The sequence below is a fragment of the Dactylosporangium sp. NPDC006015 genome, assembly GCF_040614215.1.
GTDB classification, from domain to species: domain Bacteria; phylum Actinomycetota; class Actinomycetes; order Mycobacteriales; family Micromonosporaceae; genus Dactylosporangium; species Dactylosporangium maewongense.
In genome coordinates this window covers 37,825-62,283 of sequence record NZ_JBEXUD010000038.1, presented here as the reverse complement: position 1 = coordinate 62,283, position 24,459 = coordinate 37,825, and the positions used below count along the sequence as shown (strand labels likewise).

Below are 24,459 nucleotides of genomic sequence, written 5' to 3'. Positions count from 1 at the left end.
CGGCCTGACCATTCGCGGCCCGAGCCGCTTCGCTGTCCGCTCATCCTCATCTCCTCGCCTGGCGGGCCAGCAGCCACACGAAATACAGGCCGCCGATGGACACGGTGACCACGCCGACCGGCAGCTGGGTCGGCGCGAACACCCGCTGCGCCGCGAAGTCGCTCGCCATGAGCAGCAGCGCGCCCATGGCGGCGGACGGCACGAGGGCGATCCCGGCGGTGCGGGCGAGCCGGTGCGCCAGCTGCGGCGCGGCGAGCGCCACGAACGAGATCGGCCCGGCGACGGCGGTCGCGGCGGCGATGAGCGCGACGCCGAGCGCGAGGTAGGCGAGGCGGGTCCGCTCGACCCCGACGCCGACCGCGGCGGCCGCGTCGTCGCCGAGCTCCATCACCTGCAGCCGCCGGCCGAGCGCCGCCACCCCCAGGCACAGCGCGCCGATCGCGGCGGCGGCCGGCGGGACCTGGTCCCAGCCGAGGCCGTTGAGCGTGCCCTTGCCCCAGATCGTGGCGGCGACGGCGGTCTGCAGGTCCATCTTGATGATGAACCACTGGTTGACGGAGCTCAGCACGGCGCTGACCGCGATGCCGACGATGATGAGCCGGAAGCCCTGGACCCCGCGCCGCAGCGAGAGCACGTAGACCAGCGCGGCGGTCGCGATCCCGCCGGCCAGCGCGGCGGTGGCGGTCGCGGGGTAGCTCTTGCCGATGAAGACGACGCAGACCAGGACGCCGGTGTACGCGCCGGTGCTGAACCCGAGGATGTCGGGGCTGCCGAGCGGGTTGCGGGTCAGCGCCTGGAAGATGGCGCCGGAGACGCCCATCGCGGCGCCGACGAGCAGCGCGAGCAGCACCCGGGGCAGCCGCCACTCGACGACGACGAGCCGCACCGCGCGGGACCCGTCGCCGGACAGGGCCTGCAGCACCTCGGCGGGCGTCGCGGTGAACTCGCCGGTGCCCAGCGCGAGGACCGCGAACGCCGCGGCGGCGAGCAGCAGCACGACGCAGGTGACGGCGACGCGCACCCCGGCGCGCACCGAGACGCCCCGCCCGGCCCGCAGCGTGAGCACCGTCCGTCCGAAGTCGACGGTCCGCCGCCGCGCCGCCGGATCCACTGTGGACTTCGCCGCCACGGGCGGCGACACGAGCGGCTTCACAGGGCGCTCGCCGAGCGGCGGCGGACGAGCCAGATGAGCACGGGCGCGCCGATGAACGCGGTCACGATGCCCGCCTGCAGCTCGCCGGGGCGCAGCACGACCCGGCCGACGATGTCGGCGGACAGCAGCAGGACCGGCCCGCCGACGAGCGTGAACGCGAAGATCCAGCGCTGGTCGGGGCCGGTGATCCAGCGGGCCACGTGCGGCACCATGAGGCCGACGAAGCCGATCGGCCCGACCGCCGCGGTCGCCGCGCCCGCGAGGAGCGTCACCGACAGCACGGCGCCGGCGCGGGTCCGGCCGAGGCCGGCGCCCAGGGAGCGGGCGAGGTCGTCGCCGAGCGCGACGGTGTTGAGGGACCGGGCGACGAGCAGCGCGAGGACGAGCCCCGCGACGACGAACGGCGCGACGGCGCCGATGACGTCCCAGCCGCGGCCGGTGAGCGCGCCGACGTCCCAGAACCGCAGGTAGTAGAAGGCGCGCGGGCGCACGAGCCGGATGCCCGAGGCGATGCCGTCGAGCACGGCGCCGAGCGCGACGCCGGCGAGCAGCAGCCGCACCGGGGTGGCCGGTCCCCGGCCGACGGCGGCGAGGGCGTAGACGAGCAGCATCGCGACGACGACACCCGCGAACGCGAACCAGACGTACGCGGTGATGCTCGACAGGCCGAGCAGCCCGATCGCGACGACGACGAACAGCCCGGCGCCCGCGTTGATCCCCAGGACCTGCGTGTCGGCGAGCGGGTTGCGGGTGACGGCCTGGATGACGGCGCCGGAGATGCCGAGCGAGGCGCCGACGAGGATCGCCAGCACGGTCCGGGGCACCCGCAGGTCCCGCACGATCGACTGGTCGCCGGTGCCGGTGTAGTGCGCGAACGCGTCCCAGATCGTCGCCGGGGACAGGTTCTTGGTGCCGACGGCGATGCTCAGCAGGCAGACCACGGCGAGCACGCCGACGGACCCGGCGAGCCACCCCGCCCGGCGGGCGTTCGTGGCGGCCAGCCCGGCCGGCCGGCTCTTCCCGGCGGCGGCCGGCTGGAGGTCCGGCACCACGGCACGCCCGGGTGCCGGCAGCGGGCGTGCCGTGGTGGGCCCTCCAGTGGGCCCTGAGGTGAGGACCGCCGCGCCCGGCGGCTCCGGTGTGGTCGACCGGCTCACGCGTAGGAGCCCGACCCGGACAGTGCGGGCACGGAGGCGCGGCGCCGGTCGCAGACCGACTCCAGGATCTCCGCGGAGCGGATCGCGGTGTTGGACAGCAGCGACGAGCTGATGCCGTGCGTGTGCTCGGTGCCGCCCTGCAGGTAGATGCCGGCCAGCACGCTCGCGTCGGTGCGGATGCGGTAGTCGCGCTCGACGACCGCGCGCCCCTCATCGTCGTAGTGGCACCGGCCGGCGAGCTCGCCGAGCAGCGGGAACGGGTCGGCTGGCGTGTAGCCGGTGGCGCAGACGAGGACGTCGGCGTCCAGCACGGTGCGGGCGCCGGTGAGCATCGACTCGACGGTGACCGCGACCCGGTCGCCGAGCTCCTCGGCGGCGGTGAGGCGGGAGACGTTGAGCAGGCGCAGCCGCTGCGAGCCGAGGACCTTCTCCCGGTACACCCGGCGGTAGAGCGCCTCGATGAGGTCGGTGTCCACGACGGAGTAGTTGGTGTTGGCGTGGTACCCGAGCAGCATCGACTTCACCTGGGCGGAGGCGTCGAAGTAGTCGTCGACGGCGAGGGGGTCGAAGATGCGGTTGGCGAAGGGGCTGTCGTCGGCGGGGCTGTAGCCGTAGCGGGACAGCACGCCGCAGACCTCGGCCGAGGGGAAGCGCTCGTGCAGGAACGCGGTGACCTCGGCGGCGCTCTGCCCGGCGCCGACGACCACGAACCGGGACGGGTCGGCGCCGGCCAGATCGTCCACATTGGTCAGCAGGTCGCGGCTGTGCCAGACGCGCTTCGACGCCTCGATGCCCGGCGGCAGGGCGGGGCGCAGCCCGCTGGCGAGCACGACGTTGCGGGCGCGGACGGTCCGGCGGGCACCCGTCCGGTCGCGGGTCTCCACGTCGTACGCGCTGATGGTGTCGTCGTCGAAGACGGGGCGGACCGCGGTGACGTCCTGGCCGTAGCGGACCATGTCGTCCACGCGGGCGGCGGCCCACTCGAGGTAGTCGTGGAACTCGACCCGCAGCGGGAACAGGCTCTTGTGGTTGACGAAGTCGATGAGCCGGCCGCGCTCCTGCAGGTAGCACAGGAAGCTGAAGGAGCTGGTCGGGTTGCGCATCGTGACGAGGTCCTTGAGGAACGAGACCTGCATCGTCGCGTCCTCGATGAGCATGCCCCGGTGCCAGCCGAACGAGGCCTGCCGCTCCAGGAACACGGCGCTCACGGGCGTGCCGCCGGCGGCGGCGCGCTCCTGCACGGCGATCGCGAGCGCCAGGTTCGATGGCCCGAAGCCCACCCCGACCAGATCGAAGACCGGTCCTTGATCCCCGCGCGGCTCTGGCATCGCAGTCCCATCGTCCATGTCGAGCCCGGCTCGACCGCTCCGCCTCCACCACCGACCGGCGAGGAGTTAGGGAAGCCTAACCTTAGTTTTCGCGCTTGTCACGACCGCCCTGCGGCTACCACGTGAATGAAGGGTAGACTAACCTAACTCCCGATCGAAGGCTATGGCATCGAATGCCGTCACTCATCTGGGAGGCCCCATGCGCGTCGTCATGTTCGGATATCAGACCTGGGGGCACCGCACGCTCCAGGCGCTGCTGGCCTCCGAGCACGAGGTCGCGCTGGTCGTGACCCATCCGGTGAGCGACCACCCGTACGAGCGGATCTGGAACGACTCCGTCGCCGACCTCGCGACCGGACACGGCGTCGAGGTGATCATCCGGGACCGGCCCGGCGACGCCGAACTGCTCGACCGGCTCAAGCAGGCGGACCCGGACGTGATCGTCGCCACCAACTGGCGCACCTGGATCCCGCCGGAGATCTTCGAGCTGCCCCGCCTCGGCACCCTCAACGTGCACGACTCGTTGCTTCCCGCCTACGCCGGCTTCTCCCCGCTGATCTGGGCCCTCATCAACGGCGAGCGCGAGGTCGGCGTCACCGCGCACATGATGGACGCGGAGCTCGACGCGGGCGACATCGTCCTGCAGCGGGCGGTCCCCGTCGGCGACCGCGACACCACGACCGACCTGTTCCACAAGACCCTCGCCCTGTTCGGCCCGATCACCGTCGACGGCCTGGACCTGATCGCGGCCGGGCGCACCGACTGGACCCCGCAGGACCGCTCCAAGGCCAGCTTCTTCCACAAGCGCGCCGAGGAGGACAGCCGCATCGACTGGACCTGGCCGGCGGAGGACCTCGACCGGCTCGTGCGCGCCCAGTCCGACCCGTACCCGAACGCCTTCACGTACCACCGCGGCCACCGCATCCGGATCGTCGCCGCGTCGGTGTCCAAGGGCGTCTACGGCGGCACCCCGGGCCGCATCTTCATCCGCGAGGGCGACGCCGTCGTCGTCGTTGCCGGCGCCGAGGCCCGCCGAGGCCGCAGCCACGGCCTTGCCGTCGAACGGATCCGCACGGAGGACGGCACCGAGCTCGCCGCCAAGGACTACTTCACGACCATGGGCGGATACCTCACCGCCCGGCGGTGACCGCTCAGCCGCACCGCGCCGGCGGCTGCGCCGCAGTGGCCTCAGTGGCCTCAGGGGTCGCCGACACACCGGCGGTCTCTTCCGGGGCGGACGCGGCGACGGCCTCCGGCGACACCGGCGCGGGCGACGCCGCGGACCTGCTGATCGGAGGGGTCTTCGACGGCGCCGGCGCGGCCGCGGTGGCGCCCGGTCGCTGCACGGTGCCGACCGTCAGCGTCACGCCGCTCAGCGTCGTGCGCCGGCCGGCGGTGTCGGTCACGCGGACCGTGAACGGCCCGTTCCCGGCGCCGTTCTGCGCGATCCAGTAGTTGTAGTCGGTGTGGCTCAGTGCCTTCCAGCCGCCGCCGGACTGCAGCTCCACCGCCGACAGCGGGTTGCCGGTGTTGTCCAGGCGCAGCGCCAGCCAGTACCGCGACGAACCCTCCTTGACCCGGACGGTCATCGGACCGGGCACCGGCGGGCTGGTCACCCGGCTGTAGGTCACCTTGATGACCCCCGCGACCGGGTCGCCGATCTTCGCGAACGCCTGCCGGCTCAGGTCCAGGTGCCCGGCGGCGCACTCCGGGCAGCGGTCGGTGACCTTGACCCGGACCGTGCCCTTGGGCCCCTTCACGTCCAGGTAGCCGCCGCACGCCGCGCCGGCCGCGTACTCGGCGTTGCCGAGCGCCACGACGAGCGGGTTCGGCACCTGGTCGAACGAGCAGTTGCCGCCACCGTCGGCCGCGTAGAACGTCGCCTGCCCCGACGACGCCGCGGGCGCGGCACACGCCGCGCCGGACGCCTGGGCGACGAGCGCGACGGTCGCGGTGCCGGCGACGACGGCACCGGCGGCCGCGACCACCCACGCGCTGCGGCGCGTCCACCACGGCTGCTGCGGTCCGGGGTTGTCCAGCACGATCGGCATCGTAGCCGGACTCCGGACCGCCGGGCCGCCGCCAAAGGAACGCTTAAGCCGCCGCACAACCTCAGCGGAGGCCGGCGAACAGGTCGTCCTCCGGCAGCGGCGCGCCGGTCGTGTCACGCACCCGCAGGAACGTCTCCACGCCCATCAGCGCGGTGAAGCGCTCCCGGCCCATCTTCAGGAAGAAGATGTTCTCGCCCTGGCTGGCGTGGGCGGCGAGCGCGTCGTACTTCTGCGACCCGTACGCCCTGGTGTCGACCCACGTCGTGATCTCCTCGTCCGGCAGGCCGATCGGCGGCCCCTGCGGAGCGGTGTCCGACGCAGGGTCGGGCTCCGGGTCCGGCACGTCGAACTCGACGCCGAGCTCGCGCAGCGTCCGGCCGAACTCCTCCATGCCGGAGCGGGGCACGGTCGTCCAGTACACCTTGGCGGGGCTGCCGGTCAGCTCGACCGCGGCCATCGTGATCCGGTGCGCCTGGATGTGGTCGGGGTGGCCGTAGAACCCGTTCTCGTCGTAGGTGACGATCACGTCCGGCTCATACCGCCGGATCAGCCCGGCGAGCCGCTCGGCGGCCTCCGGCACGGGCGTGGTCCAGAACGAGCCGGCCACGTCGTTCGTCGACCAGCCCATCATCCCCGAGTCGGGGTAGCCGAGCAGCTCCAGGTGCGACACCTTCAACGCCGCGCAGGCGGCCTCGAGCTCCTCGGCGCGCATCGCGGCCACCGCGTCGGGGTCGTGCCCGGGCTCCCCCGGCTTCACCCCGCCGGGCCCGTCGCCGCAGCGCCCGTCGGTGCAGGTCACGAGCACGGTCGTGATGCCCTCCGCGGCGTACTTCGCCAGCACGCCACCGGTGCCGGTCGCCTCGTCGTCGGGGTGTGCGTGCACTGCCATCAGCGTCAAGGGTCGCTCTGCCATGCGACCCACCCTATCCACTCGCGCGCGCGGCTCAGGTCCACGCCGGGCCTGCCGATAATGTGGCGTGCGGGGGCGTGGGTCACGACCGGCGGGCGCGGCAGCCGCGGGCCGCGCCGGCGATCCGGCGCGCCTGGAGACGCTGCACGCCACCGGTCTCCTGCACGCCGGCGGGGTGCCGTCGCTGGACCGGCTGACCCGGCTCGCGCGGCGCGCGGTCGGGGTGCCGGCCGCGCTGGTGTCGCTGGTCGACGCCGACCGCCAGGTGTTCGTGAGCGCCGCCGGCCCCACCGGCGCGCGGGACTCCCCGCTCGCCCAGGCCTCCTGCCGGACCGTGGTCGACGACGGCGCGCCGCTGGTGATCCGGGCCGCCGAACGGCCGGACCTGGTCGCCGCCTTCGTGGGGTACCCGCTGCGCACCCCCGACGGGCAGGTGCTCGGCTGCTTCTGCGTGGCCGACGACGCGCCGCGGCAGTGGAGCGCCGAGGACCTCGACACGGTCGCCGACCTCGCCGGCGCCGCCGAGGTCGAGCTGGCGCTGCGGCTGGCCAACAGCGAGCTGCTGCTCGCCTCGACGCGGACGCAGGCGGTGCTGGACAGCGCCGCCGACGCGTTCGTGTCGCTCGACGCCGCCGGCACGGTCCTCGCGTGGAACCTCGCCGCGGAGCGCATGTTCGGCCGGTCGGCGGCGGAGACCCTGGGCGGGCCGGTCGGTGTGGTCGTCGCCGGCACGTCGCGGGATGCGTTCGCCGCGTGGCTGACGGAGACCTCCAGGGCCGCCGGGAGCGGATCGGCCGGCACCCTCGAGGTGACCGCGGTCGACCGGGCCGGTCGCAGGTTCCCGATCGAGGTCATCGGGCAGCCGTACGTGGAGCGCGACCGACCCGTCATCCACGCGTTCGTGCACGATCTGAGCCCGCGGCAGGCCGCGCGGCGGCAGCTGGACGCCGAGCGCACGTTCCAGCGGGCACTGCTGGACAGCCTCGACACCGCCGTCGTCGCCTGCGACGGCGAGGGCCGGATCGCCACCGTCAACCGGGCGTTCCGCGACGCGCACCCGGGCGTGGCGGTCGAGCCGACGAGCGCGCCGATCTGGGCCGGCACCTACCAGCTCTACGCCGCCGACGGCCGGCGCCGGCTGCGGCCCGACCAGGTGCCGCTCGCCCGCGCGTTCGCCGGCGAGCACGTGCACGGCGAGGAGATGGTCGTCGGCGACCCCGGCGGCCCGCAGCGCCGGTTCCTGTGCAACGGCCAGCCGATCGACGCCCCGGACGGCGGCCGGCTCGGCGCGGTCGTCGCGATGCACGACATCACCGACGCGCACGGGGCCGAGCGGCTGCGCGGCGCGCAGCTCGCGGTCGCGGAGGCGCTGACGACCGCGGCCGGGGCGGCGCAGGCGGCGGGCGCCGTCGTCGAGGCGGTCACCGTCGCGCTCGACTGGGCGCTCGGCGAGTACTGGCACGTCGACCCGGACGCCGGCGTCGCCGACCGGCTCGGGGTGTGGGTCTCCCCCGGCCGGGCCCGGCCCGCGTTCGTCGACGACGCGCCGCCCGCCGGCCCCGGCGACGGCATGATCGGCCGCGTCTGGAGCACGGGCCGGCCGCAGTGGCTCGGGGACATCGGGCAGCTGCCGTACCCGTCGCCGCGCCGGGACGACGCCCTGGCGGCGGGCCTGCACGCCGCGATCGGGCTGCCGGTCCTCAGCGGCGGCACCGTCCTCGGCGTGCTGGTCTTCGCCACCGAACGGCTCGTCCCGCCCGACCCGGACGTCCTGGCGATGCTCGACGGCGTCTGCGCCCACATCGCCCGGCACATCGAGCGGCTGCGCGCCGACGACCTCAGCACCGCCCTCGCCGCCGCGCGCCGCGACTTCGACCGGGTCGTCGCGAACGTGAACGACTTCGTGTGGACGGTCGAGGTGCTCCCCGACCGGTCCGTCCGCTCCGTCTACGCGAGCCCCGACGGCGGTGGCGTCTTCGGCTCGCCGGTGCCCGCCGGCACCGACCTCGCGATGGCGCTCACCGACCGGGTCCACCCGGAGGACCACGTGCTGTACGGCGGGTTCCACGACGCGCTCGCCGCCGACCAGCCGGCGGAGATGGAGGTGCGGGTCACCGGCTTCGACGGCGTCACCCGCTGGGTCTGGACCCGCGCGGTCCCGCGGCGGGAGGGCGGGCGGCTGTTCCTGGACGGGATGAGCACCAACGTCACCGAGCGCCGGATCCTCACCGAGCACCGGGAGGAGCTGCTCGCCGAGCAGCGGCAGCAGGTGCGGCGGCTGCGCGAGGTCGACCGGATGAAGGACGACCTCGTCGCGCTCGTGTCCCACGAGCTGCGCAACCCGATCGGCACGATCCTCGGGTACGCGGAGATCATCGGCGACGAGCCCGGCGTCAGCGACGACGTGCGCCACTACGGCGAGGTCATCCGCCGGCACAGCAGCCACATGCAGCAGCTCGTCGACGACCTGCTGGACCTGGCCCGGCTCGGCAGCGCGAGCCTCGCCGTCGACCCGCGGCCGGTGCCGCTGACCCGCTTCCTGCGCGAGGCGGTCGAGGACCACCGGCCGGCCGCGGACGCGAAGGGCGTCGCGCTGCGCCTGGACGCCGCCGCGAACCTCACCGTGCGGGCCGACCCGGCGCGGCTGCGGCAGGTGCTGGACAACCTGCTGTCCAACGCCGTCAAGTACACCCCGGGCGGCGGCACCGTCACGGTCGCCGCCACCGCCGCCGGCACTGAGGGCCCCGCGTCGGTCAGCGTCACCGACACCGGCATCGGGATCCCCGCCGAGCAGTACCAGCAGCTCTTCACCCGCTTCTTCCGCGCCTCGACGGCCCTCGCCCACGGCATCAAGGGCACCGGTTTGGGCCTCGCCGTCACCAAGGCGATCATCGACGCCCACCACGGCACGATCGCCGCCAGCCCGGCCGACCCCACCGGCACGACCTTCACGTTCACCCTGCCCTGAGCCCCACCTGAAGGTGTACGGCCGACCAGCAACAGGTGTACGCAAGGGGAACGATATTTACCCCGCAGGTGTCGTCCCAACCATAGGATCATGAACGAATCCACTGGTGACGGGGCCGGAATCGGAGGTGGGCGACATGGCGAAGAAGTCGAAGAAGTCGAAGAAGGACAAGAAGAACAAGAAGAAGAAGTAGACCGGTCGGGCCGCCGTCTCCCAGCGGTACGGCGGCCACCACCCCGACGTCGAGGGTCAGGAACCATGCACTACGACATGCTCGCGCTCCTGGACGCCCACCTGGCCCAGCTGAGTGCCGCCCGCAACCAGCTCGCGGCCACCCGCAGGGTCGCCCCCGGCGAGCGCCGCACCGCCGCCCTGTACACCATCGACATCAGCGAGCAGTACGCCCTGCAGGCCCGCGGCCTGCTGGCCGACCTCGACACCGACGTGTGCCGGACCCTGGTCACACAGTGATGACGACCTTCGCCCGGGCGTGGTCCATCTCCAGGTAGCGGACGGCCTCGGCCGCCTCCCCGAGTGTGAAGGTGCGGTCGATGACCGGTGTGACCGCGCCCGACTCGATCAGCTCGCGCAGCGTCGCGAGGTTCTCCCGGCCCGGCACCGCGGTGAGCACGCGCACCCGGTGCCGGACGAACCGCGACACCACCCGCCCCCTGGTGATCAGGCCGACCGGCCCGAACAGGCTGCCGCCCTCGGACACCCCGCCGCCGGACAGCACCAGCGTCCCCGTGGGCGTCAGGACCCGCCGGAACTCCGCCAGGGAACGGTTGCCCACGAGGTCGAAGACGACGTCGTACGGGCCGCCCTCCCGGACGAAGTCGGCGACGGTGTAGTCGATGACACGGTCGGCGCCGAGCGACCGGACGAGGTCCACGTTCCTGGTGCTGCACACGCCGGTGACGTGCGCGCCGAAGGCCTTGGCCAGCTGCACCGCGAACGTGCCGACCCCGCCTGACGCGCCGTTGACGAGCACCCGCTGCCCGGGCCGCACGCCCGCCTCGTCGCGCAGCCCCATGAGGGCGGTGTTGCCGGCGAGGGGCACCGCGGCGGCCTGCTCGAACGTCACGTTCGCCGGCTTGCGGTCCACCGCGCCGGCGGCCGGGACCCGCACGTACTCCGCGAACGCCGCGTCGACCTCGCCGTAGACCTCGTCGCCGGGCCGGAAGCGGGTCACCCCCGCGCCGACCGCCTCGACCCGGCCGGCGAAGTCGGTGCCACGCACCCGCACCTTCGGCGCGCCGAGCCCGAACGCCACGCGGGCCACATACGGGTCGCCGCGCATCACGTGCCAGTCGCGGGCGTTGACCGACGCGGCCTGGACGCGCACGAGCACCTCGCCGTCGCCGGCCGCCGGCGGCTCGACCTCGCCGACCCGCAGCACGTCGGACGGCCCGTAGCGGTCCTGGACGATCGCCTTCATCGCAAGCTCCTCCATGTCGCCGTGTTCAGGTGTACGGCGTACACCTGCTGCACCGAAGGTAGGGTGTACGGCGTACACCAGTCAAGAGGCGATATCGTCGACGGCTGCGGAAGGGACGGGTGGTCGGGTTGACGCGACAGGTCTCAGCGACGGCTCGTGCGCCGCTGACCAGGGACCGCGTGCTGCGCGCCGCGGTCGCCCTCGCCGATGAGACCGGCATCGACGCGCTCAGCATGCGCAAGCTCGCCCAGGTGCTCGGCGTCGTGCCGATGGCGCTCTACAAGCACGTCGCCAACAAGGAGGAGCTCCTCGACGGCATGCTCGACGTGGTCGTCGGCGAGATCGACCCGCCGGCCGCGGCCGGCGAGGACTGGCGCGACGCCGTCCGGCAGCGGATCCTGTCCGCCCGCCGGGCCCTGCTGCGCCACCCGTGGGCGTCGCGCGTGCTGGAGTCCCGCACCGCCCCCACCCCGGTGGTCATGCAGTACATGGACTCGATGATCGGCATGTTCCGCACCGGCGGGCTGTCCGTGGACCTCACCCACCACGTGATGCACGCGATGGGCAGCCGCATCCTGGGCTTCTCGCAGGAGCTGTTCGCCACGCCCCCGTCCGAGGTGGCGCCGCCCGACCCCGAGACCGCCCGGCAGATGGCGGCCCGGTTCCCGTACATCAGCGAAATCACGACCAGGATCGCCCATGACGACGCGTCGGTGGTCGGCAGCGGCTGCGACGACCAGTTCGAGTTCGAGTTCTCGCTCGACCTGCTCCTGGACGGCTTCGAGCAGCTCCGCCGACGCGGCTGGACCTCCCGCCCTTGACCCCTGCACCGACAATGGTGCACATGCCTGAGTTCGGCAGCGACGTCGTGCAGTCCCTGATCGCGGCGGGCCGTCCCTGGCCCATGTCCGGCGGACCGGTCGACGCGGGCGCGCTCCTGTGGGCCGCCGAGGGGGGCACCGGGGAGTCGGCAGCCACGCATCAGGCGCTGCGGCGGCTACGGAAGATACCCGGCTGGGGCGGGAAGCCACCCGAATCCGTGGACGACCCGTTGGTGCGGGACTTCGACGCCGCCGACCCCGTGGCGCTGCTGCTGCGGGAGGCGGACCACCTCGCCGGCGCACAGCGCGTGACAAAGAGCGAACGGCCGCCGGCGCAATGGCGGGAGTCGGCGGTGTCGGGACTGCGCGCGGCCCTCGACGAGGCGCGGGAGGCCGGTGTCGCGCACGTCGGCCGGGTGCACGTGCTGGCGGGCGTGTTGCGGTCCCCCGGCGCGGCGACGCACGGCCTGCCCGCGGACCCGGCCGACCGCGCCGAGCTCGCCGCCGTGATCCGGGCCGACCCGTGCTGGCGCGAGCCCGGCCGCCCGAACCGGCCGGCCGTGGCCATGCTCGAAGGACACCGTGAGCTGGCCGACCGCGCCGGCTTCGCGGGCTGGCGGGACCGCCGGTTCCGGCTTGAGCACCGGCAGCGCGACCGCTACGGCACTGGGACGGCCAGCATTCTGCTGTGGGAGGCGATGCGCCAGGCGGCCCGCCTCGGCGACGGCCCCGTCACCTCCGCGCATCTGCTGCTCGGCGCCGCCGGCATGGCCGCACAGCTCCGGGCCGCGGACCTGCACCTCAGGCCGGCCGTCCAGCCGTTCAACGCCGCCCTCGACGTCCTCACCACCCACGGCGTGACCCTCGACCGCGCCGTGTCGGCGTTGCCGGACGCGCGGGTGGCGGACCTGGCCGTCGTGCCGCGCGGGCGGGCGCAGCTCGTCATCTGGTTCCCCGGGCCGGGCTGGACCGCGGAGGCCGTCGACGCCGTCGACCGGGCCGTCGCCCTGGCCCACGACGCCGGGCACGGCGAGACCGGGTCGTCGCACCTGACGGTCGCGGCCCTCGACGCGGACGGCACCACGGCGCGGCTGGTGCGGGCGCTCGGCGCCGACCCCGGCGACGTCCGCGACGACGTGGCGCGGACGTTGCCGTAGCCGCATGGGTGGAACCGCGCCTTCGCCGGGGAGACGCGCCGAACGTTTCCCGGCGAAGGCGCGGCGACTCTAGCCCTTGACCGATCCCGTGAGTCCTCCGACGATGTGCCGTTCGGCGAACACGAAGAAGCCGATCGCGGGGATCATCGACGCCGCGGTGTAGGCGAGGATGCGGGCGGTGTCCTGGGAGTACTGCGACTGGAACGCGGCGACGCCGAGCGGCAGGGTGAAGTTGCCCGGGTCGCTGAGCACCAGCAGCGGCAGCAGGTAGGCGTTCCAGCTGGTGACGAACGCGAGGATCGCCACCGTCGTCAGCGCGGGCCGGCTCAGCGGGATCAGGATCCGCCAGAAGAAGCCGAGCCGCCCGGCGCCGTCCATCGCCGCCGCGTCCTCCAGCTCGCCGGGGATCGCGGCCATGAACGGGCGCAGGATGACGATGGTGATCGGCAGCGCGAACGCGGCCTGCGGCAGCGCCACCCCGAGCGGGTTCTCCAGCAGGTCCAGCTCCCGCAGCAGCAGGTAGAGCGGCAGCGCCGCCGCCGTGAGCGGGAACAGCAGCCCGAGCGTGAACAGCGTGTACAGCGACTCGCGCCCGCTGAACGTGTACCGGGACAGCGCGAACGCCGCCATCGCCCCGACCGCCACCGCGAGCAGCGTGGTGATCACGGAGATCAGCGCGCTGTTGTACATCGCCTGCCAGAACACGTCGGAGGTCAGCACCTCGCCGTAGTTGCTGAAGTTCCAGGGGTCGGGCCAGCCGGACGGGTTGTTGTTGATCTGCGCGTTGGTGCGGAAGCCGCCGATGATGGTGAACAGCAGCGGCACGACGGTCACGCCGACGACCAGCACCACGATCAGGTAGGTGAGGGATGTCCCCACGGGCGACCGTTTGTTCATCACCGCACCCCCCGCGTCAGGGCGCCCTGGATGTCGCGGCGCAGTGCGAACCGCTGGTACAGCAGCGCGAAGATGAAGCACACCACGAAGAGCACGACGGCGACGGCGCTGCCGAACCCGAACTCGTAGCGGGTGAAGCCGTGGTCGAGCAGGTATGTGGCCATGGTCGCCGACGCGCTCGCGGGCCCGCCCAGCGTCATGATCCAGACCAGGTCGAACAGCTGCAGGGAGCCGATGACGGACAGGAAGATCCAGATCCGGATGGTGGGCCCGAGCAGCGGCAGGACGATGTGGCGGGTGGTCTCCCAGGCCGACGCGCCGTCGGTCGAGGCGGCCTCGCGCAGCTCGGCGGGGATGCTCTGCAACCCGGCGAGCAGCAGGATGACGCCGAAGCCGATGTACTTCCAGGTGATGACCACGAAGAGCGTGTAGAGCACCAGGTCGCCGTCGGCGAGCCACTCCTGTACCAGGCCGCCCAGGCCCGCCGACTTCAGCAGCTGGTCGACGAAGCCGCCGGGCTGCAGCATCAGCAGCCACACGACCGCCGTGATGGCCTCGGACAGCACGTACGGCGCGAACACCACCAGCCGCAGCACCGTCCGCCCGCGGATCTTGCGGTTGAGCAGCAGCGCCAGCCCGATCGACAGCGGCAGCTGGATGACCACCGACAGCACGGCGATGATCAGGTTGTGCCAGAGGGCGGTGCGGAAGACCTCGTCCTCCAGAACCCGCTTGTAGTTCTCCAGCCCGTACGGGGTGCGGGGGCTGAACCCGGTCCATTTGTAGAAGCTGTAGTAGACGGCGACCGCGATCGGCAGCAGCACGAACCCGACGAACAGCACCAGCGCCGGGGTCAGCAGCAGCGCAAGCTCGAGGCGGGTCCCGAGACGCCCCGGCCGGCGGGCCGGCCGCGCGTCAGCGCGACCGGCCTTCCGTTGCGGTGTCGTGACTGCGGAGACGGTCACTTGTTCGCGACCGCCTTGTTGAAGGCGTCGACGATGCCCTGCGGGCTGCCCTTGCCGGCGAAGAAGTCGGCGATGGCGTCGTTGAGGGCCTGCCCGACGCTGGTGGGCAGTGCCTGGTCGAAGTACGTCTGGATGTACGGGGCCTTGTTCAGGTACTCCTGCACCGTCTTGAGCGAGGGGTCCTGGATGGCGGAGATCGCCCCCGGGTTGGCCGGCAGGCTGATGGTGTTGGACTGCACCAGCTTCGTCTGGACGGGCACGCTGGCGAGGTACTTGAGGAAGTCGGCGCAGGCCGGTCCGGCCTTGACGGCGCACGAGTAGCCGTCGCCGCCGCCGAGCGCGGTGCCCGGGGTGCCCTTGCCGCCCGCGATGGTCGGGAAGGCGAACCAGCCGAGCTTCTTGGCGTACTCCTTGTCCTCCGTCAGCGGGATCATCGTGGGCAGCTCCCAGTCGCCCTGCAGCTCCATCGCGGCCTTGCCGTTGGCGACCAGGCCGGCCGAGCTGCCGGCGCCCTGCTGGGCGGGGGTGCCGAGGAACGCGTCCTGGAAGGGCTTGGTGTCCAGGAACGCCTTGAGGTCCTCACCGGCCTTGACCCAGCACGGGTCGTCCATCTTCAGGTTCTTCACGGTGTTCTTCACCGTGTCCAGGGAGCACTCCCGGATCGCGAAGTAGGACCACCAGAACGCGTCGGGCCACTTGTCCTTGCCGCCGAGGGCGATCGGGGCGATGCCCTTCGCCTTCAGCTTGGTGACGGCCGCGTTGAGCTCGTCCATCGTGGTCGGCGGGGCGGTGATGCCGGCCTGCTGGAAGAGGTCCGTGCGGTACCAGAAGCCGACGACGTGCAGGCCGAAGGGCACGCCGTACTGCTTGCCCTCGACCGCCCAGCCGGTCGCGCCGGCGCCGAGCTCCTTGATCCAGCTCGACGTCGCGTCGGTGATGTCCATGATCTTGCCGGACTGCACCTGGGTGGCCAGGGCGCCGCCGCCCCACTGCTGGAAGATGCTCGGCGGGTTCGGCGACTGCAACGCCACCGAGATCTTGGTCTTCAGTGCCTCGTTCTGTGCCGGTTCGACCTTGAACGACACGTTCGGGTGTTCGGCGTGGTACTGGTCCGCGATCGACTGCCACACTCCCTTGCCGGGGTCCTGGGCACCGTTGTGCCACCAGGTCAAGGTCGTGGCAGCATTCGGGTCACTGCTCGATCCGGGTTCATCGTCGCCGCATGCGGTCAGGGAGGGCACGGCCACCGCGAGTGCGATGGCGATCGTGGCCAGCCTCCGTGGGGTGCTCAGGCGGACGTTCAAAGTGATCATCTCCTGACGGGGGCGAGCCGAGCCAAAGGGCTCGGCCCTCGATGACCGCAGAGTCTCCGCCTTGAAAACCAGACTTGTCAATCGTTGTTGATATCGTTATCGGAAGCTACGCTGCCGTCGTGAAGCCCAGTTCTCGAATCACGATCCGGGACGTCGCCGCCACGGCCGGCGTCTCGGTGGCGACGGTGTCCAAGGTGCTCAACGCCCGCTACGGGGTGTCGGCCGCGACCAGCGCACACGTCCAATCCGTCATCCGCGAGCTGGGCTACGAGGCGAGCCTCGTCGCGCAGAGCCTGCGCAACCACAAGACCAACGTGATCGGCATCCTCGTCGCCGACCTGGAGCCGTTCAGCACCGAGCTGCTCAAGGGCGCCGCGAAGGCGATCAAGGGCACCGGCTACGAGCTGGTCGTCTACTCCGCCGGCGGCCGCACCGGCGACCAGGCGGGCTGGGAGCAGCGCTACCTGTCACGGCTGTCCGGCACCCTCATCGACGGCGCGGTCCTGGTCACCCCGACCGTGGTCGACGTCGACTACGGCACCGCGGTCGTGGCGGTCGACCCGCACGCGGGCCCGACCGGGCTGCCGACCGTCGACTCCGACAACCTCACCGGCGCCCGGCTCGGCGCGGAGCACCTGCTCCAGCTCGGCCACCGCCGCATCGCGATGATCACCGGCCGCCCTGACCTGGAGTCCTCCAGGCAGCGCGAGCAGGGCTTCCGCGAGGCGATGCGCGACGCAGGGGTGCCCGTGGACCCGGACCTGATCGAGGTCGGCGACTACGACCCGGACTCCTCCGCCGCCGCGGCCCGGCTGCTGCTCGGCCGCCCCGACCGGCCGACCGCGATCTTCGGCGCCAACGACGTCTCCGCGATCGCCGCGGTGGAGGTCGCCGCGTCGATGGGGTTGCGGGTCCCCGACGACCTGTCGGTGGTCGGCTTCGACAACGTCCCCGAGGCGGCCCTGGCCAGCCCCGCCCTCACCACCGTCGAGCAGCCGATCCACGCCATGGGCCACCGTGCGATCGAGCTGCTGATCGGGCTCATCCACGGCGAGGAGATCGACGCGACCCACGTCCGGCTCCCGACCCGCCTCGTCGTGCGGCAGTCGACCCGAGCCCTCTGAAAATTTCAGCGCCGCGCAACGCTGCGCGTCACCCCGTCCCGAACGACCTTTGGAGTCACGAGCGTGACACTCGACAGCGGCGTCTCCGCCGGAACCTGGCGGGACACCACGGCGCCCGCGTCCGCACGCGTGGCCGACCTGATGACCCGGATGACCCTGCGCGAGAAGGTGGCGCAGATGTACGGCGCCTGGCTCGACGTCGACGACACCGCCGGGGAGGTCGCCCCGCACCAGCACGAGCAGACCCCCGACCCGATCGAGTGGGCCGAGCTCATCCCCAACGGGCTGGGCCAGATCACCCGCGCCTACGGCACCACCCCGATCGCGCCCGCCGACGGCGCCCGGCGGGTCGCGAAGCTGCAGCGCGAGATCGTCGCGGCCGGCCGGTTCGGCATCCCCGCGATCGTGCACGAGGAGTGCCTGACCGGCCTCGCCGCCTGGCAGGCGACCATCTACCCGGCGCCGCTGTCGTGGGGCGCGAGCTTCGACCCCGCGCTCGTCGAGGCGATGGCCGCCCGGATCGGCCGCACCATGCACCGCCTCGGCATCCAGCAGGGCCTCGCCCCCGTCCTGGACGTCGTGCGCGACCTGCGCTGGGGCCGGGTCGAGGAGACCATCGGCGAGGACCCGCACCTCGTCGGGCTGATCGGCGCCGCCTACGTGCGCGGCCTGGAGTCCGCCGGGGTCGTCGCGACCCTCAAGCACTTCGCCGGCTACTCCGCGTCCCGCGCCGGACGCAACCTCGCCCCGGTGTCCGTCGGGCCGCGGGAGCTCGCCGACGTGCTGCTGCCACCGTTCGAGATGGCGCTGCGCGCCGGCGCCCGCTCGGTCATGAACAGCTACACCGACGTCGACGGCGTCCCCGTCGCCGCCGACGGGACCCTGCTCACCGACCTGCTCCGCGGCCGGCTCCGCTTCGACGGCACCGTCGTGTCCGACTACTTCTCCGTCGCGTTCCTGCAGACGCTGCACGGCGTCGCCGGGTCCCGCGCCGACGCCGCCGCGCTCGCGCTGCGCGCCGGGATCGACGTCGAGCTGCCCGGCGCCAACTGCTTCGGCGGGCCGCTGCTGGACGCCGTCGAGGCCGGCGACGTCGACGAGGCCCTCATCGACCGCGCCGTCACCCGCATCCTGCTGCAGAAGTGCGCGCTCGGCCTGCTCGACCCCTCGTGGGACCCGTCGCCGCCGGCCCTGTCAGACTCCACGGTGGACATCGACGGCCCAGAGGACCGGGACCTGGCCAGGCGCCTCGCCGAGCGCTCGATCGTCCTGCTGCGCAACGAGCCCGTCGGCGGCACGCCGGCGCTGCCGCTGCGCCCCGGCGCCCGGCTCGCCGTCGTCGGGCCCGGCGCCGCCTCGCCCGGCGCGATGCTCGGCTGCTACTCGTTCCCCCGCCACGTCCTCGTCCACCACCCCGACGTGCCCACCGGGGTGCCGATCCCGTCGGTCCTCGACGCGCTGCGCGCGGAGCACGACGTCACCTACGCGATCGGCTGCCCGGTGACCGGCGGCGACGACGAGCAGATCGCCGCCGCCGCCACGGCCGCCGCGGCCGCCGACGTCTGCGTCGCGGTCCTCGGCGACCTGTCCGGGTTGTTCGGCGGCGGCACCTCCGGCGAGGGCTGCGACGCGAGCGACCTGCGGCTGCCCGGCCGGCAGGAGGAGCTGCTCGAGGCGCTCCTCGCCACCGGCACGCCGGTCGTGCTCGTGCTGCTGGTCGGCCGGCCCTACGAACTGTCCCGGCAGGTCGACCGGCTCGCGGCCGCGGTGTGCGGGTTCTTCCCCGGCGAGGAGGGCGCCGCCGCGATCGCGGGTGTCCTCAGTGGACGGATCGACCCGTCGGGGCGGCTGCCGGTCAGCTTCCCGGGCGCCGGCGCCAGCCAGCCGTCGACGTACCTCGCCGCGCCGCTCGCCCGGCGCAGCGGCGTCAGCAGCGTCGACCCGACGGCGCTGTTCCCGTTCGGCCACGGCCTTTCGTACACGGCGGCCTCCTGGGGCGAGGTCACCTCGGCGCCGGCCGGGGGCTGGCCGACCGACGGCACCGTCGAGCTGTCGGTGCCGGTGGCCAACGACGGCGACCGCGGCACGAGCACCGTCGTCCAGGTGTACCTGCACGACCCGGTCGCCGAGGTGGCCCGTCCGGAGCGGCAGCTGATCGCGACGGCCCGGGTCGACCTGGCCCCCGGCGAGCGCCGCACGGTCGTCTTCGGCCTGCACGCCGACCTGCTGTCCTACACGGGCCGCGACGGGCGGCGCCTGGTCGAGCCGGGCGACGTCGAGCTGCGGGTCGCCCGCTCCAGCGAGGACGTGCACGCCACGGTCCGGATCCCGGTCGTCGGGCCGCGCCGGGTGGTGGGCCACGACCGGCACCTGCACCCGCGCGTCACGGTGTGACCCCGACGTGAAGGGCGGGACCCCGGAGCTCCGGGGTCCCGCCCTTCGTCATGCGGCTATACGGACGTGCAGGCGGTGCCGTTCAACGTGAACGCGGACGGCTTGCCGGTGTTGCCGGTGTGGTTGGCCTGGAAGCCGAACGACGCCGACCCGCCCGGCGGGATCGCCGCGTTGTAGCTGACGTTCCGCGCCGTCACCGCGCCGGAGGCCGGTGTGACGGTCGCGTTCCAGGCCGACGTGACGGCCTGCCCGGACGGCAGCGTGAACCCGAGGGTCCAGCCGTTGACGGCGGTGCTGCCGCCGTTGGTGACGGTGACGGCCGCGGTGAGCCCCGTGTTCCAGGAGTTCACGGTGTACGAGACGCGGCAGCCTCCGGCCGGCGGGTTCGACGGCTGACCCGACGGCGACGACGGCGGGCTCGACGGCGGCGGGCTCGACGGCGGGGTGCTCGACGGCGGCGGGTTGGTGCCGTTGAGCCCGAAGAACGCGATCACCATCGCGGCCTGCCCGGCCAGCGGCACGTTGTGCCCGACGCCGGCGAGGCTGATCGCCTCGACCGGGGCCATGGTGCCGGCGTTGCCGTAGCGGGTGCGGGTCCAGCCGGACTGCGGCTGGTCGGTGAGCACCGGTGTCTGGCTCACCCCGAGCACGTTGGTCCACTGCTCGATCTCCTCCCCGAAGTTCGGGTAGGAGAGCGTCGTGTCGTTCGTGCCGTGGAAGACCTGCATCCGCGGCCGCGGCCCGGTGTACCCGGGGTAGGCGGCCCGGACCAGGTCACCCCACTGCTGCGGGGTCTTGTTCAGCTGGCCGCTGGAGCAGGTGCTGTTCCACGACGAGCCGTCCGTGGTGGCGAAGCACCCGAACGGCACGCCGGCGAACGCGGCGCCCGCCTTGAACACGTCGGGGTAGTCGCCGAGCAGCACGTTGGTCATCATCGCGCCGGACGACGCGCCGGTGACGAAGACCCGGTCCGGGTCGCCGTTGTTGTGCTGCAGCACGTACGTGACCATCGACATGATGGCGACCGGGTCGCTGCCGCCGCCCCGCCGCAGCGCCTGCGGCGACGAGACGTCGAAGCAGTTGCCGCTGCGGGTCGCCGACGGGTACACGACGATGAACCCGTACCGGTCGGCCAGCGACGCGAACTCGGTGCCGGAGTAGAACGCCGGACCCGACCCCGTGCAGTAGTGCACCGCCACGAGGACCGCGGGACGGGCCGCGACGGTGTTCGGCACGTACAGGTGCATCCGCAGGTTCGTGGGGTTGGTGCCGAAGTTCGTCACCTCGGTCAGGGTGGCGGCCGACGCCGGCGCCGCGAACCACGCGATGCCGGCGACGGCGAGGACCACGGCGGCCGCGGCCGCTCTGATCAGACGCATTGCCGGGCCTCCTCAGCTCGCGGCGCAGGTGGGGCTGAGCGTGCCGGCGGTGCCGGTGGCCTGCAGCCCGAACTCGGTGTACTGCCCGGCGGCGATGCGGCCGTTGTAGGACACGTTGCTCCAGGTGTTGCCGGACCTGGTGGTGCTCCAGGAGTTGGTGACGGTCGCCCCGCTCGGCAGCGGCATCGTGACGGCCCACGCGTTGGTGCCGTTCGCGCCGGCGGTGACCCGGACGGTCGCGACGAACCCGCCCTGCCACTGGTTGACCGACACCGTCGCCGTGCAGCCACCGGACGGGATCGGCGGCTGGCTGCTGCTGCTGCTCACCGGCGGCGTGCTGGGCGGCGTGCTCGTCGGGTTGCCGCCGCCGAGCGCGGTGAGCGTCGCGGTGTAGGCGGCCTTCTTGTTGCCGTTGCCGTCGAAGAGCAGCGGCGTGCCCGACGCCCGCCACGAGTCGCTGTCCCGGATGCCCCACACCGTGATGCCCGTGCAGCGGCTCACGTTGAGGCACGCCTGCGTGACCTTGCGGTAGTTCTCGGCCTGGGTGCTGCCGGACCCCTCGATGTCCAGCTCGGTGATCTGCACGTCGACGCCGAGCGCCGCGAAGCGCTCCAGGTTGGCCTGGTAGTCCGACGGCACCGGGCTCGCGCTGTTGATGTGCGACTGGAAGCCGACGCAGTCGATCGGCACACCGCGGGACTTGAAGTCCTGCACCATCGCGTAGACGGCGTTGGACTTCGCGTTCTGCCCGTCGGTGTTGTAGTCGTTGTAGCAGAGCTTCGCGCCCGGGTCGGCGGCCCGCGCGGTGCGGAACGCGACCTCGATCCAGTCGTTGCCGGTGCGCTGCAGGTTCGAGTCGCGCCGCCCGCCGCCGCCCCCGTCGGCGAACGCCTCGTTCACCACGTCCCACGCGTAGATCTTGCCCTTGTAGTGCGTGGCGACCTGCGTGACGTGGTTGACCATCGCGTTGCGCAGCGCGGTCCCCGACAGGTTCTGCACCCAGCCCGGCTGCTGCGAGTGCCACGCCAGGGCGTGCCCGCGGACGCGCTGGTTGTGCGACTGGGCGTGCGACACGATCTGGTCCGCGGAGCCGTAGGAGAACGAGCCCTGCGACGGCTCGGTCGCGTCCCACTTCATCTCGTTCTCCGGCGTGACCATGTTGAACTCGCGGTCCAGGATGCCGGAGTACACGGAGTCGCTGAGCTTGTACGCGGCGACGGCGGTGCCGAAGTAGCGGCCCTGCTCGGCGGCGGCGGCACCGAGCGTGGACGCGGCGGCGTCGGCGGTCGCCGCGATGCCCAGCGTCACGACGACGGCCAGGGCGCCCGCCCCGGCGACGCCCAGCTTGCGTTTCTTGTCCATTCCAGAGGCCCTTCGTTTCGAAACATTGTCTGGCGGTGACCCGATCAGCATCACCGAATCCCGCCGGCCGTCGGCCGTCTTCTTCGCGGAGTTCCCGCAGTGCCTGGGCGTGCCCTGCGTACGCGCTCCGACCTGCCAAGTTTCGAAAAACTCGGACTGAAACTTTCATTGATCGGCACCGAAGTTCCGTGATTCGCTTTACGGATGCGTGCGATGGAAAGGACACCGGGAATGGTGCGGTTACGGTTCGAGGGCCACCGCGACGCGGCCGGGCCGCTGACCCTCGGGCAGCGCAACATCGCGAAGTGGCTCCTCGACGCGCCGCACGCGCCGGCCGCGGTCCTCGCGCAGTCCTTCGACGTCCCGCCGGGCTCCACTGTGGACGACGTCGCCGAGTGCTTCCAGGTCCTGCTCTGCCGGCACGAGGGCCTGCGCAGCACCTACCGCCTGGGCGATCCGGGCTCGCAGCACGTCCTCGCCGCCGGGTCGCTGCCGCTCCTCTGTTCGGACGCACTCGATCTCGCCGGCCTGCTTCGGGCCGCGCCCTTCAACCTCGCAGTGGCGCCGCCGGTCCGCTTCGGGGTGACCATCCACAATGGATCTGTTGTGGCGGCGGCCGTCGTCGTGTCGCACATCGTCGCCGACTTCCAGGCCCTCGCGATCCTCGCGGCCGAGTTCGCCTCACTGATCCGCGACCCCGCCGCCCGGGTCCTCGGCGCGCCCACTTTGCAGCCGCTCGACCGGGCCGCGCTGGAGCAGCGGCCCGCCCGTGCGCGGCGTATGGAGCAGGCGCTGCGGCACTGGGAGCGGGCGCTACGGGTCGCGCCCGCCCACCCGTACACCGGACCCCGGAGCACACCGTCGACCGGCTCCGGCGCGTATGGCATCTCCTCCCCCACCGCGGCCGCCGCCCTCGCGCACATCGCCGCCCGCACCGGCGCCAGCCGCCCGTCGATCGTGCTCGCCGCGTTCTGCGCGCTGCTGTCCCTGCGTACCGGCGACACCGCCTGCCGCTTCGTCACGCTCTCGGCGAACCGCTTCGAGTCCGACCTGCTCCGCTACGTCGGCACCCTCGCCCAGGCCACGTTCCTCAGCATCGACGCGGCCGCCCCGACCTTCGACGCCCTGGTCAGCCGCTGCTTCGGCGCCACCCTCCAGGCCGGCCTGCACGGCACCTACGACGTGTACCGCCAGCACGAGCGCTCCGCCCGCCTGGCCGACGAACGCGGCATCGCCCCTGCCTTCGAGCCCGTCTTCAACAGCGTCGTCATGGACGCCGCGGCCACTGCCGGAGCCCTGCCCGACATCGCCTCGGCCCCCGCCACCGAGACCCAGTGGGTCGATCTGCCACCCACCGACGTCCTGCTGCGCTTCGACCTCGGCAGCGTCGAGGACAGCATGGTCGCCCGCCTCTGGACCGGCGACACCGGCCGCGTCACCCCCGCCGAGGCACGCACGCTCCTGCTCGCGCTCGAACGCCTCATCGTCGCCGCCGCCCCCGCCGACCTGCCGCACCCCGCCGTCGTGGCCGCCCTGGCCCTCCAGCCACTCGACCGCCCGCCGGGCTGGCTCCTCGTCGACCATTGCTGGGTCGACCTCGCGGAGATCCAGGCCCTCCTCGACACCGCCCTGTCTCCCGCCCCGTCCCGCGTCTTCGCCTCGGCGGACGGCGAGTCGCTGGTGGCGTATGTCGCGGTCGTCCCCGGCGGCCCCACCACCCCGGAGGACGCCCACCGCCGCTGCCTGTCAGCACTCCCCGGCCGCCACGCCGCCATGACCCCCCGCCACTACGTCCTGTGCGCCCATCCCCCGTCCGACCCAACCACCCTGCCCGCCTGGCAGTCCGCCCCGCGCCTCTCCTCAGGCCCCGGCCGCCCCTCCTCCCCCACTTCGACGCACGCCTTGACTCGGGCCGCAACAGGCTAAACTACGGACAGCATTTGTTGCGTATACGCGTCCGGAGATCAATTAGGTGAGCTCCTGTAAGGTGCTTATCAAGCGGAGCAAGCGCAACCGGAACCACCGCGCCGCCCCACGACGCC

19 protein-coding genes are annotated in these 24,459 nt (G+C 72.8%); 8 read left to right on the top strand and 11 right to left on the bottom strand.

Translation table 11 applies throughout. The features are described 5' to 3' along the window. Window positions 1-46 precede the first annotated feature (46 nt). The 3 genes from ABZ321_RS43225 to ABZ321_RS43215 form a co-directional block, all read right to left on the bottom strand. Complete coding sequence (locus ABZ321_RS43225) at window positions 47-1,153, bottom strand: iron chelate uptake ABC transporter family permease subunit (protein ID WP_354901586.1); 1,107 nt, start codon at window positions 1,151-1,153, stop codon at window positions 47-49. Beyond that, window positions 1,150-2,202, bottom strand: a complete 1,053-nt coding sequence (locus tag ABZ321_RS43220) for an iron chelate uptake ABC transporter family permease subunit (RefSeq protein ID WP_354901584.1) — start codon at window positions 2,200-2,202, stop codon at window positions 1,150-1,152. Before ABZ321_RS43220 ends, ABZ321_RS43225 begins: the two co-directional genes overlap by 4 nt. A 104-nt stretch (window positions 2,203-2,306) precedes the next feature. Next, a complete protein-coding gene (locus tag ABZ321_RS43215) occupies window positions 2,307-3,638 on the bottom strand; it encodes a lysine N(6)-hydroxylase/L-ornithine N(5)-oxygenase family protein (protein ID WP_354901582.1) in 1,332 nt (443 codons plus the stop codon). Between the two features lie 199 nt (window positions 3,639-3,837). On the opposite strand from ABZ321_RS43215, the gene ABZ321_RS43210 reads away from it, so the two are divergent. Beyond that, complete coding sequence (locus tag ABZ321_RS43210) at window positions 3,838-4,785, top strand: methionyl-tRNA formyltransferase (RefSeq protein WP_354901580.1); 948 nt, start codon at window positions 3,838-3,840, stop codon at window positions 4,783-4,785. 4 nt (window positions 4,786-4,789) lie between these two features. On the opposite strand, the gene ABZ321_RS43205 is transcribed toward ABZ321_RS43210, so the two are convergent. Both ABZ321_RS43205 and ABZ321_RS43200 read right to left on the bottom strand, forming a co-directional pair. Then, window positions 4,790-5,680, bottom strand: a complete 891-nt coding sequence (locus ABZ321_RS43205; protein WP_354901578.1) for an expansin EXLX1 family cellulose-binding protein — start codon at window positions 5,678-5,680, stop codon at window positions 4,790-4,792. A 70-nt stretch (window positions 5,681-5,750) separates the two neighbouring features. Further along, window positions 5,751-6,602 carry a PIG-L family deacetylase gene (locus ABZ321_RS43200; protein WP_354901576.1) on the bottom strand — a complete coding sequence of 284 codons (852 nt, stop codon included), beginning with the start codon at window positions 6,600-6,602 and terminating at the stop codon, window positions 5,751-5,753. 64 nt (window positions 6,603-6,666) lie between these two features. Between ABZ321_RS43200 and ABZ321_RS43195 the strand changes: the two genes are divergently transcribed. Beyond that, complete coding sequence (locus ABZ321_RS43195; protein WP_354901574.1) at window positions 6,667-9,567, top strand: ATP-binding protein; 2,901 nt, start codon at window positions 6,667-6,669, stop codon at window positions 9,565-9,567. Window positions 9,568-9,825: 258 nt separating this feature from the next. Further along, window positions 9,826-10,038, top strand: coding sequence for a hypothetical protein (locus ABZ321_RS43190; protein WP_344498860.1), 213 nt, complete (start codon window positions 9,826-9,828; stop codon window positions 10,036-10,038). Here the strand turns inward: ABZ321_RS43190 and ABZ321_RS43185 are convergent. Continuing rightward, complete coding sequence (locus ABZ321_RS43185) at window positions 10,028-11,005, bottom strand: NAD(P)-dependent alcohol dehydrogenase (RefSeq protein ID WP_354901572.1); 978 nt, start codon at window positions 11,003-11,005, stop codon at window positions 10,028-10,030. The genes ABZ321_RS43190 and ABZ321_RS43185 overlap by 11 nt on opposite strands. Before the next feature lie 128 nt (window positions 11,006-11,133). Here ABZ321_RS43185 and ABZ321_RS43180 point away from each other — a divergent pair, with 128 nt between their 5' ends. Both ABZ321_RS43180 and ABZ321_RS43175 read left to right on the top strand, forming a co-directional pair. Continuing rightward, window positions 11,134-11,826 (top strand): TetR/AcrR family transcriptional regulator C-terminal domain-containing protein, encoded by a 693-nt coding sequence (locus tag ABZ321_RS43180; RefSeq protein ID WP_354901570.1) that lies wholly within the window; start codon window positions 11,134-11,136, stop codon window positions 11,824-11,826. Between the two features lie 23 nt (window positions 11,827-11,849). Next, window positions 11,850-12,983 carry a Clp protease N-terminal domain-containing protein gene (locus tag ABZ321_RS43175; protein ID WP_354901568.1) on the top strand — a complete coding sequence of 378 codons (1,134 nt, stop codon included), beginning with the start codon at window positions 11,850-11,852 and terminating at the stop codon, window positions 12,981-12,983. A 69-nt stretch (window positions 12,984-13,052) separates the two neighbouring features. On the opposite strand, the gene ABZ321_RS43170 is transcribed toward ABZ321_RS43175, so the two are convergent. Genes ABZ321_RS43170 through ABZ321_RS43160 form a run of 3 tightly spaced genes read right to left on the bottom strand, consistent with a single transcriptional unit; the run spans window position 13,053 to window position 16,017 of the window. Further along, window positions 13,053-13,880, bottom strand: a complete 828-nt coding sequence (locus ABZ321_RS43170) for a carbohydrate ABC transporter permease (RefSeq protein ID WP_344498852.1) — start codon at window positions 13,878-13,880, stop codon at window positions 13,053-13,055. Continuing rightward, complete coding sequence (locus ABZ321_RS43165; protein WP_344498850.1) at window positions 13,880-14,845, bottom strand: sugar ABC transporter permease; 966 nt, start codon at window positions 14,843-14,845, stop codon at window positions 13,880-13,882. Before ABZ321_RS43165 ends, ABZ321_RS43170 begins: the two co-directional genes overlap by 1 nt. Beyond that, the gene (locus ABZ321_RS43160) at window positions 14,842-16,017 is read right to left on the bottom strand and encodes an extracellular solute-binding protein (protein WP_354901565.1); all 1,176 of its coding nucleotides are present in this window, start codon (window positions 16,015-16,017) and stop codon (window positions 14,842-14,844) included. Before ABZ321_RS43160 ends, ABZ321_RS43165 begins: the two co-directional genes overlap by 4 nt. A gap of 260 nt (window positions 16,018-16,277) precedes the next feature. Between ABZ321_RS43160 and ABZ321_RS43155 the strand changes: the two genes are divergently transcribed. After that, entirely contained in the window at window positions 16,278-17,282 is a 1,005-nt protein-coding gene (locus ABZ321_RS43155) for a LacI family DNA-binding transcriptional regulator (protein WP_344498846.1), read from the top strand. A 63-nt stretch (window positions 17,283-17,345) separates the two neighbouring features. Next, window positions 17,346-19,676 carry a glycoside hydrolase family 3 N-terminal domain-containing protein gene (locus ABZ321_RS43150; RefSeq protein WP_354901563.1) on the top strand — a complete coding sequence of 777 codons (2,331 nt, stop codon included), beginning with the start codon at window positions 17,346-17,348 and terminating at the stop codon, window positions 19,674-19,676. 56 nt (window positions 19,677-19,732) lie between these two features. Here ABZ321_RS43150 and ABZ321_RS43145 read toward each other — a convergent pair whose 3' ends face one another. Together ABZ321_RS43145 and ABZ321_RS43140 are read right to left on the bottom strand one after the other, a co-directional pair. Next, window positions 19,733-21,055: a PHB depolymerase family esterase gene (locus tag ABZ321_RS43145; RefSeq protein WP_354901561.1), complete on the bottom strand. Its 1,323-nt coding sequence runs from the start codon at window positions 21,053-21,055 to the stop codon at window positions 19,733-19,735. Window positions 21,056-21,067: 12 nt separating this feature from the next. Continuing rightward, entirely contained in the window at window positions 21,068-22,417 is a 1,350-nt protein-coding gene (locus tag ABZ321_RS43140) for an endo-1,4-beta-xylanase (protein ID WP_344498840.1), read from the bottom strand. A gap of 231 nt (window positions 22,418-22,648) precedes the next feature. Between ABZ321_RS43140 and ABZ321_RS43135 the strand changes: the two genes are divergently transcribed. After that, the gene (locus tag ABZ321_RS43135; protein WP_354901559.1) at window positions 22,649-24,343 is read left to right on the top strand and encodes a condensation domain-containing protein; all 1,695 of its coding nucleotides are present in this window, start codon (window positions 22,649-22,651) and stop codon (window positions 24,341-24,343) included. Window positions 24,344-24,459 lie beyond the last annotated feature (116 nt).

What these genes read in the sequence shown, in the direction of transcription:
- ABZ321_RS43215 (WP_354901582.1), bottom strand. Translation starts at nt 3,638, where the DNA reads ATGCCAGAGCCGCGCGGGGATCAAGGACCGGTCTTCGATCTGGTCGGG.
- ABZ321_RS43210 (WP_354901580.1), top strand. Translation starts at nt 3,838, where the DNA reads ATGCGCGTCGTCATGTTCGGATATCAGACCTGGGGGCACCGCACGCTC.
- ABZ321_RS43200 (WP_354901576.1), bottom strand. Translation starts at nt 6,602, where the DNA reads ATGGCAGAGCGACCCTTGACGCTGATGGCAGTGCACGCACACCCCGAC.
- ABZ321_RS43190 (WP_344498860.1), top strand. Translation starts at nt 9,826, where the DNA reads ATGCACTACGACATGCTCGCGCTCCTGGACGCCCACCTGGCCCAGCTG.
- ABZ321_RS43185 (WP_354901572.1), bottom strand. Translation starts at nt 11,005, where the DNA reads ATGAAGGCGATCGTCCAGGACCGCTACGGGCCGTCCGACGTGCTGCGG.
- ABZ321_RS43175 (WP_354901568.1), top strand. Translation starts at nt 11,850, where the DNA reads ATGCCTGAGTTCGGCAGCGACGTCGTGCAGTCCCTGATCGCGGCGGGC.
- ABZ321_RS43170 (WP_344498852.1), bottom strand. Translation starts at nt 13,880, where the DNA reads ATGAACAAACGGTCGCCCGTGGGGACATCCCTCACCTACCTGATCGTG.
- ABZ321_RS43145 (WP_354901561.1), bottom strand. Translation starts at nt 21,055, where the DNA reads ATGCGTCTGATCAGAGCGGCCGCGGCCGCCGTGGTCCTCGCCGTCGCC.
- ABZ321_RS43140 (WP_344498840.1), bottom strand. Translation starts at nt 22,417, where the DNA reads ATGGACAAGAAACGCAAGCTGGGCGTCGCCGGGGCGGGCGCCCTGGCC.
- ABZ321_RS43135 (WP_354901559.1), top strand. Translation starts at nt 22,649, where the DNA reads ATGGTGCGGTTACGGTTCGAGGGCCACCGCGACGCGGCCGGGCCGCTG.